At 64.3% G+C, this 14,164-nt stretch carries 19 protein-coding genes; 9 read left to right on the top strand and 10 right to left on the bottom strand.

Annotated features, from left to right (window positions below; all coding sequences use genetic code 11):
• From A7X12_RS09050 to A7X12_RS09035, 4 genes are all read right to left on the bottom strand, one after another.
• Positions 1-946: sensor histidine kinase (locus A7X12_RS09050; RefSeq protein ID WP_232318432.1), on the bottom strand; the 946-nt coding region annotated here is incomplete at its 3' end.
• A gap of 1 nt (position 947) precedes the next feature.
• Positions 948-1,634, bottom strand: coding sequence for a response regulator (locus A7X12_RS09045; protein WP_064311306.1), 687 nt, complete (start codon positions 1,632-1,634; stop codon positions 948-950).
• On the bottom strand, positions 1,615-2,217 hold the full coding sequence (locus tag A7X12_RS09040; RefSeq protein ID WP_064311327.1) for a cytochrome b/b6 domain-containing protein: 603 nt from the start codon (positions 2,215-2,217) through the stop codon (positions 1,615-1,617). The genes A7X12_RS09045 and A7X12_RS09040 overlap by 20 nt, the downstream gene beginning before the upstream one ends.
• Before the next feature lie 2 nt (positions 2,218-2,219).
• Positions 2,220-2,501, bottom strand: coding sequence for a PepSY domain-containing protein (locus A7X12_RS09035; RefSeq protein ID WP_064311305.1), 282 nt, complete (start codon positions 2,499-2,501; stop codon positions 2,220-2,222).
• Positions 2,502-2,694: 193 nt separating this feature from the next.
• Here A7X12_RS09035 and A7X12_RS09030 point away from each other — a divergent pair, with 193 nt between their 5' ends.
• The gene (locus A7X12_RS09030) at positions 2,695-3,174 is read left to right on the top strand and encodes an acyl-ACP desaturase (RefSeq protein WP_064311304.1); all 480 of its coding nucleotides are present in this window, start codon (positions 2,695-2,697) and stop codon (positions 3,172-3,174) included.
• A gap of 251 nt (positions 3,175-3,425) precedes the next feature.
• Here A7X12_RS09030 and A7X12_RS09025 read toward each other — a convergent pair whose 3' ends face one another.
• The 3 genes from A7X12_RS09025 to A7X12_RS26190 form a co-directional block, all read right to left on the bottom strand.
• Entirely contained in the window at positions 3,426-4,121 is a 696-nt protein-coding gene (locus tag A7X12_RS09025; protein ID WP_064311303.1) for a VIT1/CCC1 transporter family protein, read from the bottom strand.
• Between the two features lie 91 nt (positions 4,122-4,212).
• Positions 4,213-4,854, bottom strand: a complete 642-nt coding sequence (locus A7X12_RS09020) for a DUF305 domain-containing protein (protein ID WP_170172247.1) — start codon at positions 4,852-4,854, stop codon at positions 4,213-4,215.
• Positions 4,855-4,930: 76 nt separating this feature from the next.
• Positions 4,931-5,539, bottom strand: coding sequence for a rubrerythrin family protein (locus A7X12_RS26190; RefSeq protein WP_232318430.1), 609 nt, complete (start codon positions 5,537-5,539; stop codon positions 4,931-4,933).
• Between the two features lie 62 nt (positions 5,540-5,601).
• Here A7X12_RS26190 and A7X12_RS09010 point away from each other — a divergent pair, with 62 nt between their 5' ends.
• The 6 genes from A7X12_RS09010 to A7X12_RS08985 all read left to right on the top strand — a co-directional run bounded on the left by A7X12_RS09010 (position 5,602) and on the right by A7X12_RS08985 (position 10,255).
• The gene (locus A7X12_RS09010; RefSeq protein ID WP_064311300.1) at positions 5,602-5,880 is read left to right on the top strand and encodes a PepSY domain-containing protein; all 279 of its coding nucleotides are present in this window, start codon (positions 5,602-5,604) and stop codon (positions 5,878-5,880) included.
• Positions 5,881-5,931: 51 nt separating this feature from the next.
• Positions 5,932-6,495 (top strand): cytochrome b/b6 domain-containing protein, encoded by a 564-nt coding sequence (locus tag A7X12_RS09005; protein ID WP_232318429.1) that lies wholly within the window; start codon positions 5,932-5,934, stop codon positions 6,493-6,495.
• On the top strand, positions 6,470-7,147 hold the full coding sequence (locus A7X12_RS09000; protein ID WP_064311298.1) for a response regulator transcription factor: 678 nt from the start codon (positions 6,470-6,472) through the stop codon (positions 7,145-7,147). Before A7X12_RS09005 ends, A7X12_RS09000 begins: the two co-directional genes overlap by 26 nt.
• Positions 7,144-8,490 carry a sensor histidine kinase gene (locus A7X12_RS08995; RefSeq protein ID WP_064311297.1) on the top strand — a complete coding sequence of 449 codons (1,347 nt, stop codon included), beginning with the start codon at positions 7,144-7,146 and terminating at the stop codon, positions 8,488-8,490. Before A7X12_RS09000 ends, A7X12_RS08995 begins: the two co-directional genes overlap by 4 nt.
• 41 nt (positions 8,491-8,531) lie before the next feature.
• Positions 8,532-9,590, top strand: coding sequence for a hypothetical protein (locus A7X12_RS08990; RefSeq protein ID WP_198161972.1), 1,059 nt, complete (start codon positions 8,532-8,534; stop codon positions 9,588-9,590).
• 98 nt (positions 9,591-9,688) lie between these two features.
• Positions 9,689-10,255, top strand: coding sequence for a cytochrome b (locus tag A7X12_RS08985; RefSeq protein WP_064311296.1), 567 nt, complete (start codon positions 9,689-9,691; stop codon positions 10,253-10,255).
• Between the two features lie 172 nt (positions 10,256-10,427).
• On the opposite strand, the gene A7X12_RS08980 is transcribed toward A7X12_RS08985, so the two are convergent.
• Entirely contained in the window at positions 10,428-10,853 is a 426-nt protein-coding gene (locus tag A7X12_RS08980) for a hypothetical protein (RefSeq protein ID WP_064311295.1), read from the bottom strand.
• Positions 10,854-11,286: 433 nt separating this feature from the next.
• Between A7X12_RS08980 and A7X12_RS08975 the strand changes: the two genes are divergently transcribed.
• On the top strand, positions 11,287-11,556 hold the full coding sequence (locus A7X12_RS08975; protein WP_064311294.1) for an HU family DNA-binding protein: 270 nt from the start codon (positions 11,287-11,289) through the stop codon (positions 11,554-11,556).
• Between the two features lie 128 nt (positions 11,557-11,684).
• On the opposite strand, the gene A7X12_RS08970 is transcribed toward A7X12_RS08975, so the two are convergent.
• Positions 11,685-12,710, bottom strand: a complete 1,026-nt coding sequence (locus tag A7X12_RS08970) for an MlaA family lipoprotein (RefSeq protein WP_232318428.1) — start codon at positions 12,708-12,710, stop codon at positions 11,685-11,687.
• Positions 12,711-12,912: 202 nt separating this feature from the next.
• On the opposite strand from A7X12_RS08970, the gene A7X12_RS08965 reads away from it, so the two are divergent.
• The gene (locus tag A7X12_RS08965) at positions 12,913-13,413 is read left to right on the top strand and encodes a hypothetical protein (protein ID WP_064311292.1); all 501 of its coding nucleotides are present in this window, start codon (positions 12,913-12,915) and stop codon (positions 13,411-13,413) included.
• Here A7X12_RS08965 and A7X12_RS08960 read toward each other — a convergent pair.
• Complete coding sequence (locus A7X12_RS08960; RefSeq protein ID WP_232318427.1) at positions 13,392-14,093, bottom strand: protein-L-isoaspartate(D-aspartate) O-methyltransferase; 702 nt, start codon at positions 14,091-14,093, stop codon at positions 13,392-13,394. The two genes, A7X12_RS08965 and A7X12_RS08960, sit on opposite strands and share 22 nt — an antisense overlap.
• Positions 14,094-14,164 lie beyond the last annotated feature (71 nt).

The raw sequence follows: 14,164 nt of genomic DNA, 5'->3' as shown, positions 1-14,164 counted from the left end.
CCTTTGGCGCCATCGCGGCCACGACGTCCCGGCCGATGTCGGCGATATCGATGGCAACGTGGCCATCGACGGCCAGCGCGTCGGCTTGGGCGAGATCGAGCATCTGTTCGACGAGACGGGTCAGGTGCCGCGCATCGGCCTGCAGTTCGTCCCGTTGCTTGCCTGCGGGGAGCCGATCGAGCGATAGCTGCATGATCGACAACGGTGTGCGCAGCTCATGTGCGGCGTTGGCAGTGAACTCCCGCAGAGTCGCCATCGCTGCATCGAGCCGACCGAGCGCCCGATTGACGGCACTGACGAGCGTGTTGACCTCTCGCGGCTCACTCGGCTCCGAAAGGCGAAGCAGGGTGTTGTCGGGTTCCAGCGCGTCCACTTCGCGCTCGGCATGGCGAAGCGGTTGGAGCACCCGGCGGACGGCGAAGACGTTGAACAGCAACAGCAACAGCGACAACGGGATCAGCGGCAGCATCACGTGCTGAATGATCTCGTTCACGATCACCGGCACATAGGGGCGGATGCCGTCGCCCTCGAACTGCATCGCCAGCCATCGCCGCTCCTCGCCGCGATCGATCGCGCGAACGCCCGATATCCGATAGCCGCGAGGAGTCTGTTCGCGCCGCGTCCAGTCGACCAGGGTTGACGCGCCGTCGATCCCGGTTTCCCCTACCCGCCGGAGTTCGGGTGATCCCGGTTCGACATAGCGCGCGGACCAGGATTCGGCCCCCGGCGGTCCGGTTAGCAGGTCGGGCGACAGCACGCCGCCTGCCTGAGCCTTCGTCGCTTCAAGCGTCAGCAATTCCTGCGCGAGCGATTCGGGCTGGCGACTGTAGGTGAACACGACGATCCCGACGTCGAGTGCTGCGAACAGCAGCGTGAACGCCGCCAGACGCGCCGCAATCTGTCGGAACAGCGTAGGGGGGCGTCGCCTTGGCCGAACCGCGTCCATCTTATTCACCAGATACGCTCGGCGCGAACAGCGCATAGCCGACGCCGTGCACGGTGCGGACCTGCACGTCCGCGCCGGCGGCGGTCAGGCGCTTGCGCAGCCGCGATACTGCCGCTTCCAACGCATTGGGCGTTACCTCGGCGTCCATCGCATATAGCGTATTCTCGAGCGCCGGCTTGGCGACGACGTGTCCGGCGCGGCGGAGCAGAACTTCGAGCAGGTTGATTTCACGCGGCGTCGCGTCGATCGCGACGCCGCCCACCTCGGCCGACCGTGAGGCACAATCGAGCACGACGTTGCCCGCGGCGAGCTGGGTGCCGAGCGACGCCCCGGGTCGTCGCAGCAGGGCACGACACCGCGCCGCGAGCTCGGGAATCTGGAACGGCTTCACCAGATAGTCGTCGGCGCCCGCGTCGAGTCCGGTGACGCGGTCGTCGAGGCCACCTCGCGCGGTCAGGACAAGGATCGGCGTCGCATTCTTGTCCCGGCGGGAACGGCGGACGATGTCCAAGCCGTCTCCATCGGGTAAGCCAAGGTCGACCAGTAGCAGGTCATATGTCGCCACCGTCATCGCCAGCTCGGCGTCCTCGACGGTCTCGACCCAATCGACCGCGAAACCCTGCGGGATCAGGCCGTCCCGAACCAGGCTGCCGAGCCGGGAGTTGTCTTCAATCAGCAGCAGGCGCATGGTCGATGTCGGTCCCCGTTGGTGCACGTTTGTAGCCAGTGACCATCGCCAGCGGCAGGTTTTCCCGGTGCCGCACGCTCTCGACGATCGCACCGATGACATGCAGGGCTACCGCGCCGATCAGAACATTGGCGGCGGTTTCGTGCAACGTCTCGACCCAGCCCACACCCCAGAATTGGTCGAGCCCCATCATCCATCCGCTGGTCCCCACCGTCGCCAGCAGGACAAGGAGGACGACGATCATTGCGCCCCCGGCCGGGTTGTGCCCGATGTAGCGCGGCTCGCGCCGGGCAGCCATCGCGCGAAAATAGCGCAGCAACACGAACGGGCCTGGCACGAAGCTGGCGAACCGCGCGTGACGGCGGCCGATAACACCCCAGATCAGCCGGATCGCCAGCGCCGTGACGACAACGTAGCCGACATAGATATGCGGCGTCTCCTCATGCCGAAGGAACGTCAGGTTGGCGATGACACCTCCTGCCACGGTCCAGTGAAAGATGCGGACGATCGGGTCCCAGACCTTGACCCTGCCGCGGTTGCGAGCAGGGTCTCGGGAAGGAGCCGCTGGAGCGACGTGGCTCATCGTCAGTCGACGTTGTTCTGAACGACCGCGCCGTTCACCGGGTTGAAATAGACCTCGGCGCGCTTGCCGTCCTTGGTGTGGGCGTAGATTTCGTAGCAGCTGCCGGACACCTGAAAGACCTTGATGTCGCGATAGCCCATCTTGGCGACGCGGCCTTTCATTTGTGCCGGCGTCATCCATTTGGCCTGGGGCGCCTTGGTGCAGACGGGCGACGCCATCGCCATCGGCGCAGCTGCGACGACGGCGAGAAAGGCTGCGACCTTCAAGGGGGCAAATCGGATCATCGAACGAGCTCCTGTCAGAGGCGGGATAGCCTCGATGACCGGGAGATCGCAGCACCGCCTGACCGAAACCTGACGGCACAGCGCGTTTTTCCGACGGCTCGAAAATGCGGTTGCCGCGGACCTGTCAGGTCGTCGTCAGGACCGAGGTCGATAGCGGGGCAGCCGCACTTCCGGCGGCAATGGAGTATCGACCATGATGAAGTCCCTGATCGTCGCTGCCGCCGGTGCCGCGACCATTTTCGCCGTCAGCGTGACCGCCGCGCCGTCGGCGCCGACCCGCCCGCTAGCCGCCAGCACGCGGGCGAACCTCGAAGCCGCGATGCACGGGGAGGCTTATGCCAACCTGAAGTATCTGCGGTACGCCGACCAGGCGCAGGCGGCGGGAAAGCCCGAACTCGCCAAGCTCTTCCGCGCATCGGCCAACGTCGAGGCCAACGAGCACTTCGATCGCGAAGCGCAGGCGCTGCGGCTCGGCAGCAGCAACAATGTGAACCTCGAAGATGCCATGAGGGGCGAGCACTACGAGAATGTCACGATGTACGTGAATTTCGCCAAGGAGGCGGAAGCGGCCGGCGACAAGAAGGTAGCGCAGATGTTCCGCCAGATCGCGGTCGACGAAGGCACGCATTACGCGGCTTACAAGGCTGCCCTGGCAAAGCTCCCCCGTCGCTAAGCCAGCTGCAGGCGCCGGCCCGGCCATCCCCCCGGCGGGCCGGCGCATCAAATCGGGATCGTTCGATAGGTTTTTAACACACGCCCGCCGGATGGGGCCTGAAAGAGCGCTCAGTGCCCTAATCGCGCAACATCAATTCGAACGCGAGATTTTCAACAGCCACGGCCAATTTTGACCTCCCGCAGTACAGCGCTTTCAGTAAGGGCGTCACCCGCGTGGTGTGGGCGAGGTGCCCCATCGTGCTTGTCGTTCTACCCGACCGCCCCAAAGATTGCGCCCACGGCAGAGGTAACCGCCATCGCGAGAGCGCCCCAGAACGTCACGCGGACGGTGGGTTTGAGGGTTCCCGCGCCGCCGGTCCGCGCGCCCAGCGCACCCAGGATCGCAAGAAACACGAGCGAGCCGGCTACGACCAGCGGCACAAGCAGCCGCGGCGGCGCGATCGCTGCCATCAGCAACGGCATCGCCGCCCCGACCGAGAAGGTCGCTGCCGAAGTCAGCGCCGCCTGGATCGGCCGCGCCGCGGATCCCGGTGTCAGGCCAAGCTCGTCATGGGCGTGCGCGCCTAGTGCGTCTTTTTCCATCAGTTGCCGCGCCACTTCGCGCGCCAGCCCGGCATCGAGACCGCGGCGCATGTAGATGCCGGCCAGTTCGGAATGCTCGGCTTCGGGCCGGTCCGCTATCTCCTGCGCCTCGCGCGCGAGATCGGCGGCTTCGGTATCGGACTGCGAACTCACCGACACATATTCGCCCGCCGCCATTGACATCGCCCCCGCGACGAGCCCGGCGACTCCGGTCAGCAAGATCGCGGAAGGCGTCGCCGACGCCGCCGCGACACCAACGACGAGGCTCGCGGTCGAGACTATGCCGTCATTGGCGCCGAGGACTGCGGCGCGCAGCCAGCCGATGCGGGCGACAAGATGGTTCTCGGGGTGAAGACGGCTCATGGACGGGTCCGATCACGAAGCGTTGCGGGGAAAGGTGCGAGGCGACCGCCGCACCCGAGGACGGTCGCCTTCAACGGCTTAACAGAGAAGGTCAGCCGGCGTAGGCTCGGCCATACCAGGACTTGTACCAGCCCTTCATATCGCGGACGTCCTTGGACTGGCCGTCGAAGATGCCCTTGGCGACCTTTTTGACGCGCGCGTCGCGGCCGCTGCGCATCTCGGTCCGCGCCATGGAGATGGCGGCTTCGTGGTGTGGTATCATCATCTCGATAAAGTCGCGATCCTGGTTGCCCCTCATCCGCATCTTGCCCGTCGCACGGTCCATCTCCCGCATGTCCTCAAGCATCGCGGCGGAAGGCGACCCGGCTCCGACCGGTCCGGCGGTCGTCTTCCAACCGCGCAGATACTTGTGCATCGACGCATTGTCCTTGCGCTGGTCGGTGACGTCCTGCGCCGCCATCTTGCGCAGCTCGGCATGCTTGCCCAGCCGCGCCTGCGCCTCGGACATCTGGATGCCGGCATCGTGATGCGGGATCATCATGGTCATGAAGTCGCGATCGACGTCACCAGTGGGTCGCGTCTTAGCGGTGACGGGGATCATGCTGCGCATCGCACCCATCATCGCACGGTCACCCGCGGACGGCGCGGGCGGACGGTTCTGGGCGGACGCGCCCGCGGACACGAGCAGGGAAGCGGATACAAGGGCGAGAACCCCCGCTTTCAACGTAGTCATTTCGAATCTCCTTAACAATTTGAAGTTGTGATGCCGGCCGGAACAGGGGGGAAACCGGCCGGCACCACGCGCTGGCTCATTTTTGGGCGGTCTTGGCCAGCGCAGCTCGGTAGGCACGGAGATGCGTGCCCTCATCCTCGGCGATCTGCCGGAACATCGCGGCGACCTTCACGTCGCCGCTCGCCTCCGCCTGCTTGGCGAAGTCGATGTACATCTTCGTGTTCTCGTAATGCTCGCCCGCGATGGCATCCTCAAGATTGACCTTGGCGGTGCTGCCAAGTTCGAGTGCCTGGGCTTCGCGATCGAAATGCTCGTTCGCCTCGACATTGGCCGAGTTGCGGAAAAGCGTGGCGAGCTCGGGATTGCCCGCCGCCTCGGCCTGATCGGCATAGCGCAGATATTTGAGGTTGGCATAGGCTTCGCCCTTCATGGCGGCCTCAAGGTTCTGCCTGGTCTGCGCGGCGAGCGGTTTGCCATCGGGTGCGGCGGTCGCCACGGCGGGAACGAGAGCGGCGAACAAGAGAGCAGCGGATGTGATCGTGCGAATATTCATGATGATATCTCCAGCCGGGTTAATGGAAACGACAATCGGCTTCTGGCCCCTCGAACTGACAAGGTCCTGACCGAAGCAAAGAATCTTTTCTGGGAGAGGCGGAAATATTTTTCCGACCGCCGTCAGCTTCACGTCAGAACGTCGCGCCATCCTTGGGCTTGTCCGACGCCTCGGACCGCACAAGGAGACAGATCATGAAACCGCTCGTTATTAAGACCGCGCTTGCCGCCGTAGCGATCTCGCTCGCCTCCGCAGCGTCGGCCGCGCCCGTTTGCACCACTGCGCCCAAGGCCAAATGGATGTCCCCCGCCCAAATGAAGGCTCGTGTCGCCAAGATGGGCTACAGCAAGGTCAAGGTCTTCCAGCAGGCAGGAAGCTGCTACGAGATCTATGCGCAAACCAAGGACGGTCGCCGCGCAGAGGTCTATTTCAACCCGGTGAACGGCAAGATCGTTCAGAACAACGTCGATTGATCGATGATACCGTCCCGATCGCCCCGCGACGCAGCCGACACGCCTCCTCCTTTGAAAGGCAGGGTCAAGGTCTGGGACCCAGTCGTCCGGCTGTTCCACTGGACGGTCGCGGGCGGCGTGGTCGCGAACCTGACCTTTCTCGAACATTCGCGCACACCACATCGCTATGTCGGCTATGTCGTGGTGGGGGCGGTCGCCGTCCGCATCCTGTGGGGAATAGTCGCGAAGGGTCATGCGCGCCTGGCCAGTTTTGTCCCAGGGCCGCGTGCATTCGCAACCTATGCCCGCTCGCTAGTCGCGCGGCGGGACGCGCGCTACCTCGGCCACAACCCTGCTGGTGCTGCCATGGCGATCCTGCTCGTCCTGCTAATCATCGTTCTTGGTGCCACAGGATACATGATGGGAACCGATCGCTTCTGGGGGGTCGGCTGGGTGGAGCAGGTGCATGAAACCGCCGCGAACGCGGTGCTTGTCGCATCGCTGGTCCATGTCGCGGGGGCGCTCATCGAAAGCGTCCGCCACCGCGAGAACCTCGTGCTGGCGATGATTACGGGCACCAAGCGCGCCGCAACCGGAACGGACATCGATCATGCGCCTACTTCTCGTCGAGGATAATGGGCGGCTCGCCGGACTGATCCGCGAAGGTCTCGACCGGCAGGGCTTCGCCGTCGATTGGTGCGAGACGGCCGAGGGCGCGGAGGCCGCGCGGCAGGTGAGCGGCTATGACCTCGTGCTGCTTGACCTCGGACTGCCCGACGCGGACGGGCTCGATCTGATCCGCGGAATGCGCCGGGCCAGGGATGCGACGCCGATCCTAGTGTTGACCGCGCGCGGCGGGCTCGACGACCGCGTCGCGGGACTCGACGCGGGCGCGGACGATTATCTCGTTAAGCCGTTCCAGATTCCCGAACTCGCGGCGCGCTGCCGCGCGCTGCTGCGGCGGCCTGGCGCGACGCTTGGAACGACGCTGGCGGTCGGCAATGTCGTGATGCACCCGGCGGAACGTACCGTCAGTGTTTGCGGTCGCGTTATCGACGCTACCCCGCGCGAGGTCGATCTGCTCGAACATCTGCTCCGCCGCGCGGGCCGCGTCGTACCCAAGCCGGCGCTCGAAAGCGCGCTGTACTCGATGGACGCCGAAGTCACCGCCAATGCGCTCGAAGCCACCGTGTCGCGGCTGCGCAAGCGCCTGACGCAGGCAGAGGCTGATGTTCTGATCCGTACCGTCCACGGTGTCGGCTACGCACTGTTCGGGCCGCCGGCATGACGAACCCGCGCCGTCTGCCGGTTACCGGCCCGACGCTGTTCAGCCAGATAGCTGTGCGGCTGGGGCTGTTCGCACTCATCTTCGCGCTGCTCGACATAGCCATCGTCGTCGCGACCTATGCGCGCCAGCCCGAAGCGCTGGCGCAGGAGCTGCTGACGCTGGAGGCGGCGCGCATTGCCAATTCGCCCGATAAGACGCCAGGGGCGTTCGCCGGCCCTCCTGGCGCGCGGCAGTGGTCTGCGGGCTATATCAACGCGGCGTCGGCGAGCATTCGAGGTGCCGGTGGCGGTCCCACTACATTGCGCCCGGCAGCATTGGTCGACTGGACACAGCGCGAGCGGGTCGGCGCAGGCTACCGCGTCACCGGGGTGAGGTCGATCCGGGAAGGCGAGGAGACGCGCTGGCTGCTTATGCGTTTCGAAGGCGAGGGACTGCGCCCCTACGTGCCCGTCATCTTGAACGAACTCACCCAGCATGTCGCGCTTCCGCTGATTCCGCTCTCGCTGCTGCTGTTTGCGTTCAACATCGTCGCGGTAAGACGAGTGCTGCAGCCTTTGAAGCGCGCGGAGGACGAGATCGACGCGCTAGAAGCCGAGCATATGAGCGTGCGCGTGTCCGAGCCGCGCGCTCCGCGCGAGGTAGGGACGCTGGTCCGCGCGGTCAATCGCGCGCTCGACCGGCTCGACGAGTCGATGGCGGTGTTGCGGGGCTTCACCGCCAACGCCGCGCACGAGCTGCGCACCCCCTTGTCGATCATGCAGCTATCACTCGACCGCCTGCCGCCGGGCCAAGTCCGGCAGGATCTCGAAGCCGACACCGCCTACATGACGCGCCTGGTCGGGCAGATGCTCGACCTTGCTCAGGCGGACGCGATGTCGATCGATACAGGCGCGACCGTCGATCTCGCCGATATAGGCCGGGCGGTCGTCGCGATGCTCGCGCCCAAGGCATTTGAGGCGAACCGCGAGCTTCGCTTCGAGGATCGCGGCGACACGCGAGTTCGGGGCCATGAGGAAGCGATCTTCCGCGTCGTGCGCAACCTGATCGACAACGCGCTGATACACGCGCCTGGGGACACTCCAATCGAAGTCGCCGCGGGTCCAGGCTCGCAGATCAGCGTCCGCGACCGCGGCCCTGGCGTCCCTCCGGAGGATCGCGAACACATCTTCGAACGCTTCTGGCGCGCCGACCGCCGCGCCAGTGACGGCGCGGGGCTCGGGCTTGGCATCGTCAAGCGTCTCGTGGAGGCCCACGGCGGCAACATCGCGGTCGAGGATGCACCCGGCGGCGGCGCCCTTTTCCGCATTCGGTTCGCGACGGCGGAACCTGTTCATACCGATTGATGACGGCCCACCGCCATAGCGTGCCTGAAACGGAGTATAGAATGACGATCGAAGCGACCCGAGCGGGCGTGGTTTCTCCATTCCCCTCGGAAAGCGCAGCCACCGCTGCTGCCCGCCAGCGCATCCGGCCGGGCTGGTTCGGGGCCTTCGCCTTCGACCGCGGGCGTGTCATCCTGCGAAAGACCGGCAATTCCGCTCCGCTTGACATCACGCTAGCCGACGAAGTGGCGAGATGGCTGCTTTTCCAGATCGTTCTCCAGGTTCTGGCAGCGCTACGCCGCGCAATCAGGCCGGCAGGGCCGGCGATCTGGTTCACCCCGGACCGGCCCGGACCCTGGTACATGGTCCGCGCTGCGGCCGCCTGGGCCGGCGTCCGCATCGCGGCATCCCCCGATCAGGCCGATGCCAGCTTCTTCTTCGAGGATGCGACAACCAGCCGCCCGCAGCGTCTCCAGCACCAACGCAGCTACAATTTCGGCTGTACCGACATTTCCAAGAGCCACGTCGCCGCTGTTTTCGCCGAGGTGTTCGGTTATCCACTCGCGCTCGACCCGCTGGCGGCGACGGGCCGCGCTGTGGAGAAAGGCGAAGTTAACGGTGCCCATGACGGTCGCATCGTCCAGTGTCCCACGCCGCCCCTGGCCGGCAAGACGTACCAGCGCCTGATCGACACGGTCGAGGAGGACGGCTGCGCCCGCGACCTTCGGACGCACTGCATCGACGGCAGGCCCGTGATCGTCTGGGTCAAGCGCCGCGCGGCCGACCAGCGTTTCCTGCCGCCTAACCTGTCGGTCACGATGCATGAACCGGCCAACATCTTCTCGCCCGAAGAGATCGCGTCAATCGGACGCTTCGCGGTTGCGATGCGGCTAGACTGGGGAGGCCTCGACATCCTGCGCGACCGGGCTGACGGCCGCATCTACGTCGTCGACGTCAATAAAACCGACGCGGGGCCGATCACTTCGCTGTCGCTCCGTGACAAGCTCCGCTCGACTGCTGTCCTCGCGAACGCTCTCTTAGCAATGGTGGCAACCCCGACACGGTCGAGGCGCAGGACGACCAAAATGCGCACCACAGAGGGGCAGGCCGAACCGTTGTGACAGGTAAAAACGGCGAAGCGATCTTGGTAACACAGTTAACGCGCCCGCCAACGCCCCGGACTCGTTATAATGATCTGCTATCAGCACAGGACCTGATCATGGCGACAACACAAACCGGCCCTCAATCGTATGACGTGCCGCAGAAAGCGTTTCACTGGCTCACCGCCGCGTTGACCGCGGCGCAGTTCGTGATCGCTTGGACGATGACGGACCCGCCCGAGGGCTCACCCCCGATTGGATTGATGAACCTGCACCTGTCCGTCGGCTCGACGATACTGATGCTCACCATCATGCGCCTGCTGTGGCGGCTTACCCATGCGGTGCCCGCACCACCGCGCGACATCCCGCGATGGCAGCAAGCGGCGTCGCGTGCGACGCACTTGAGCTTCTATGTTATCCTGATTGCGATGCCGATCGCCGGCTGGACCTGGGCCTCGGCCAAGGGGTGGCCCGTGACGCTGTTCGGCATTGTGCGCCTCCCCGCGCTCACGACGCCCGGCAACGGCCTTGGCGAAATTGCGGGTGAGATACACGAACTTCTCGGCATCGCGCTCCTTGCCCTACTGGCCCTGCACGTCGCGGCCGCTCTCCGCCATCACTTCCTCAAGGACGGCATTCTTGCGCGTATGCTGCCCGGCTCATCCACAAGAACGAATGCTGCATGAGGCGCGGGGAGCCTTAAGGCGGCTGCGCTGCCGACGTTCTAGAGTTCGGCCGCGACGGTAGCCATAGCGATAGTTCGGCGCTTCAATTTCGAACACCGGAACACGCGGCCGCGCTTCTCGGCCACTAGGGGGAGGTTGCATTGTTCTCCAAGCAATCGAGCATGGCGGCGGATCAAGCTCCGGCACCGTTGCCGGAAACGAACACCGGGAACGCGAGAGGAGGGTTGTCATGGGCAAGCAGCCATGATCGCGCCTGATCCTCGTCGAAGAAAAACTGTGCTCCTCGACCATGGGCGGCGAGTTGGGCCTGCATGCTCGCCAGATTTGTCACGATGAGGAAGGCGAGGCGCAGCGCGCGCGGTTCGCGCTGCAACAGTAGCTGGCCGAACGCAGCGAAGCCGCTTAACCCTTGAGGCGTCATTTGCCGTATGTCCACGAGCGCGAGGTGGCGATTCTGCTCTGAGGTCAAGGCGTGGAATGCTCGGTCGCGCTCGACGATCAACCGTTCAACGTCCGCGGCCGCGAAAGTGCCGGCAAGTCGGAAGCAGGCGAGATGGAGATCGGGTTCGACATCGATCGTGAAACAGCAGCTCGCCACTTTCGCCCCCGTTGCTTAAGCGTCATGCAAGAGGTCAACGATCGCAGGACCGAACTCAAGAGCGAGTTGGGAGCCTCCCCCGACCGGGCGGGCGTTGAGTCGCACAGGTTCGTGCTTTCGGGTGCGGAACCTACGCGATCTCCCGTCGGGCCGGTTAGAACGATCACCGCATTTTTGCGCGTAGGCGCGCCGCTTGAGAGGAGATCCGTCAACACGCGCGCCTCAGGCTTGGCTGTCCGATTGTCGGCATTCCAAGGCTGTCCGCGACTCCTTGAGCCGGACGAAAGCGATTTCGCCTGCAGCCCTCTCCTTCACGATCGTCGAACCCATCGATCCCGCCGAAAAATGCCGGCGTTGATGTGGTCGAGCAACTTGGTTGTCTCACAAGCGGCAGCCACTATGATTGCATACGATCAACCGGAGAATGCCTCGTATGAACACGTCCGACCTCGCGAAGAAGATCGCTGCCATAACCGACTTCACCGAGGCGCAGGCGAAGGCGACGATACAGGCCGTCTTTATCGAGATCGCTGAGGCGGCCGGACGCGGGGAGGAAGTATCGATTCCTGGCTTCGGCAAGTTCTCGGTGAAGGACCGCCCGGCACGCCAGGGCCGTAACCCCGCGACCGGGAAGCCGATGGACATCGCTGCCTCCAAGAAAGTATCATTTGCGGCTGCCAAAGCCCTTAAAGACAAGCTCTGAGCCTTGTTGGCAGTAGTGGATGTGCCGATACCGCCGAATGGCGATCAACTTAGCTAGTCTTTCGCCACTATCGTCTACACCTTTGCGATCAGATTCGTCAGCCCGCGTGCGCGATCGACTGCTCCGACTTAAAACATCGGTGAGGACGCTGGTGCATCCATCGTGGGGGAACACTGCGTTAGTTTGACCGCAGCGGGGTTAATCGGCACCATGACTGAAGAGGCCGGCGGAGGCGCCGAGGACGGGTCGGTCACCTTGGCATGTGACGGCGACGACGCGTGCAACGCGTCGATCTCACGCTGCCGTTTCCGAAGATAAAAATCGCGACGCGCAACATAGGGATCTGCGCTCGCACGAATGCGCTGCAGGTCTTCATCGAACTCAGCCCGTCGGTCGAGCACGCCCAGCCCTGTTGCTGGCACGACATACGCAGGCTGATTAAATGGCGGTCCGCCGATACCCGGTACGACCGCGCGGTCGATCAACCCGCCGATGGCATCACGCACCGTGGTCGGACCAAAAAAAGGCAAGAATATGAAAGGCCCAGGTTTTACCCCATAATAGCCCAGGGTGTATGCAAATCCGTTCGGCCGCCGAGGTAGATTAAATGGTTTGCGCTTCGCCATATCGACGAAGCCTGCCACGCCGATCGTCGTGTTCACCGCGAAGCGACCAGCAGTCTCGGCGGCCTTGCCGGGTTTAAGCTGCAGAACGTAGTTCACGAAAACGACTGGCTCGCGCAGGTTTTTGAAGAAGTTGCGCAGGCCGCTTCGAACAGGGCTCGGCATGGCCCGCTTGTATGCCAAAGCGACAGGACCGAACACGGCCTTGTCGACGGCCTGCGTCGCCTCAAAGGACCTCGCGTTGATCGCCTCAAGCGGGTCACCTGCCGACCGACGACGACCAGTCACGACAATCTCCCCGGTCGCGTCGGGCTGGGAGGGCCCCGTCGGCACGGTCTGCGCGATGTCGGTCGCGGCGGTCGGCGGCGATGCCGGAGGCAGCGCGGAAGCGGACTGGTCAGTTGCCACGTCCGGGGATAGCGGACCGACAGGCTGAACCATCGCAGAAAGCGGCATCGTTATCAGCATACGGTCGTTCTCCGGCGAGGTGCGCAAGGTATCGCCCGTCGGTTGGCGAACGTCTCCTTCCATGACCTCGCAGCCGGACGGCACGGTGAGTGCCTTGCCGCAGTCGCCCGGTCGAAAAAACGTTCGCAACCGGGTTGTCGGTAGAAACTTTGGCCCATGCTTCGGATGAGGCCCCGACTAATCGAGCCGCGGCCGCCACGTCCAACCTGCTGTGAGACCTAACGGGGCGGACTGCGGTAGCGCCGCACAGCATCGTCTTGCCTTTATGGACCGTTCCTTCATCGCATTCGGGGACAGCGGCGACGTCCGCCAGCTCATCAGAATCATCCGGGCGTTCGCCCTTGCGGGCAAGCTAGGCGAGCGGCTGACGATCGTCGGTTGCGCGCATAAGCGGCGCAAAATGGCGAAATGGGTCGAGGCGCTTCGGGTCGACGGTGTCACCTCGTTCGCCGATGCAGACGACAGAGATTATTGGATTGGCGATCCTCGCGCCGTATTTATTTTCGCGCGGTTGCATGACGGGTATGAACACCGGTTGCTCGATGCCTTGGCTCACGGGGTTCCCATCGTCGCGCTACGTTGCGATCGCCGATCAAATCTTTTCGGAAGTTATGGCCCGATGATCGACGTACCGTCGTCGGACGATGTCATTGGGCTTTCCAATAGCATGTTGACCGTGCGTCGCGACGAACGTCATTTCCTTGTAGCAGGCGCGCCACAAGCGGCGGGTCGGCAAGCATCCACTCAGGTGATCGGATTGCCGTGACACAGCGGAACCGATCGGTCGAACAGCGCCCGTGGATCATCGGGGGTCTGTCCCTTGCCGGTCAATGGTACAAACATCGCCCAACCAAGCGAGCAGCGGCTTAGCGAACCATCGAGTTGCTTCGTAATGACCAGGAGCTGCTCGAAGACCTGCGACTTTCCAATCGGCATGACGAGCCGACCGCCAGGCTTGAGTTGGTCGATCAACGGCTGCGGTACGGTTGCAGAGCCTGCAGCAACGATGATCCCGTCGAAAGGCGCGCTCTCAGGCCATCCGGCGAACCCGTCACCGCTTCTGACGGCGACGTTGCGATAGCCCATTCGTTTCAGGCGTTTCGCCGCTGCCTTGGCGAGTGGATCCACGATCTCGATCGACCAGACCTTGGCAGCCAAGCTCGAAAGGACAGCCGCCTGGTATCCCGAACCGGTCCCAACATCGAGGACATTGGCAGCCGGCGGAAGGTCGAGCGCCGCGGTCATGATCGCGACCACATAGGGGTCGGAGATCGTCTGCTCATATCCGATCTGCTGCGGTGTATCGACATAGGCGAAGCGGCGACCCTCGGGCGCCACGAAGTCCTCGCGGGGCAGCTTACCGATTATTTCCAGCGCGCGGTCAAGCGCGGGCGTGGCGGCGCTTGGGGCGCTCTTACGTACATCGGTGCGGATCCGCTCGACCATTAGCCGGCGTTGCTCGGGAAGCGGGAGCGCGAGGCGCTGCTGAAGCGTCGGTGCCTGGGCCAGCGCCGCGG

The sequence above is a fragment of the Sphingomonas sp. TDK1 genome (genome assembly GCF_001650735.1).
Lineage (GTDB): Bacteria > Pseudomonadota > Alphaproteobacteria > Sphingomonadales > Sphingomonadaceae > Sphingomonas.
This window is presented reverse-complemented; position numbering and strand designations above follow the sequence as displayed.

What these genes read in the sequence shown, in the direction of transcription:
- A7X12_RS09045 (WP_064311306.1), bottom strand. Translation starts at nt 1,634, where the DNA reads ATGCGCCTGCTGCTGATTGAAGACAACTCCCGGCTCGGCAGCCTGGTT.
- A7X12_RS09040 (WP_064311327.1), bottom strand. Translation starts at nt 2,217, where the DNA reads ATGAGCCACGTCGCTCCAGCGGCTCCTTCCCGAGACCCTGCTCGCAAC.
- A7X12_RS09035 (WP_064311305.1), bottom strand. Translation starts at nt 2,501, where the DNA reads ATGATCCGATTTGCCCCCTTGAAGGTCGCAGCCTTTCTCGCCGTCGTC.
- A7X12_RS09030 (WP_064311304.1), top strand. Translation starts at nt 2,695, where the DNA reads ATGATGAAGTCCCTGATCGTCGCTGCCGCCGGTGCCGCGACCATTTTC.
- A7X12_RS09025 (WP_064311303.1), bottom strand. Translation starts at nt 4,121, where the DNA reads ATGAGCCGTCTTCACCCCGAGAACCATCTTGTCGCCCGCATCGGCTGG.
- A7X12_RS09020 (WP_170172247.1), bottom strand. Translation starts at nt 4,854, where the DNA reads ATGACTACGTTGAAAGCGGGGGTTCTCGCCCTTGTATCCGCTTCCCTG.
- A7X12_RS09010 (WP_064311300.1), top strand. Translation starts at nt 5,602, where the DNA reads ATGAAACCGCTCGTTATTAAGACCGCGCTTGCCGCCGTAGCGATCTCG.
- A7X12_RS09000 (WP_064311298.1), top strand. Translation starts at nt 6,470, where the DNA reads ATGCGCCTACTTCTCGTCGAGGATAATGGGCGGCTCGCCGGACTGATC.
- A7X12_RS08995 (WP_064311297.1), top strand. Translation starts at nt 7,144, where the DNA reads ATGACGAACCCGCGCCGTCTGCCGGTTACCGGCCCGACGCTGTTCAGC.
- A7X12_RS08990 (WP_198161972.1), top strand. Translation starts at nt 8,532, where the DNA reads ATGACGATCGAAGCGACCCGAGCGGGCGTGGTTTCTCCATTCCCCTCG.
- A7X12_RS08985 (WP_064311296.1), top strand. Translation starts at nt 9,689, where the DNA reads ATGGCGACAACACAAACCGGCCCTCAATCGTATGACGTGCCGCAGAAA.
- A7X12_RS08975 (WP_064311294.1), top strand. Translation starts at nt 11,287, where the DNA reads ATGAACACGTCCGACCTCGCGAAGAAGATCGCTGCCATAACCGACTTC.
- A7X12_RS08970 (WP_232318428.1), bottom strand. Translation starts at nt 12,710, where the DNA reads ATGGAAGGAGACGTTCGCCAACCGACGGGCGATACCTTGCGCACCTCG.
- A7X12_RS08965 (WP_064311292.1), top strand. Translation starts at nt 12,913, where the DNA reads ATGGACCGTTCCTTCATCGCATTCGGGGACAGCGGCGACGTCCGCCAG.
- A7X12_RS08960 (WP_232318427.1), bottom strand. Translation starts at nt 14,093, where the DNA reads ATGGTCGAGCGGATCCGCACCGATGTACGTAAGAGCGCCCCAAGCGCC.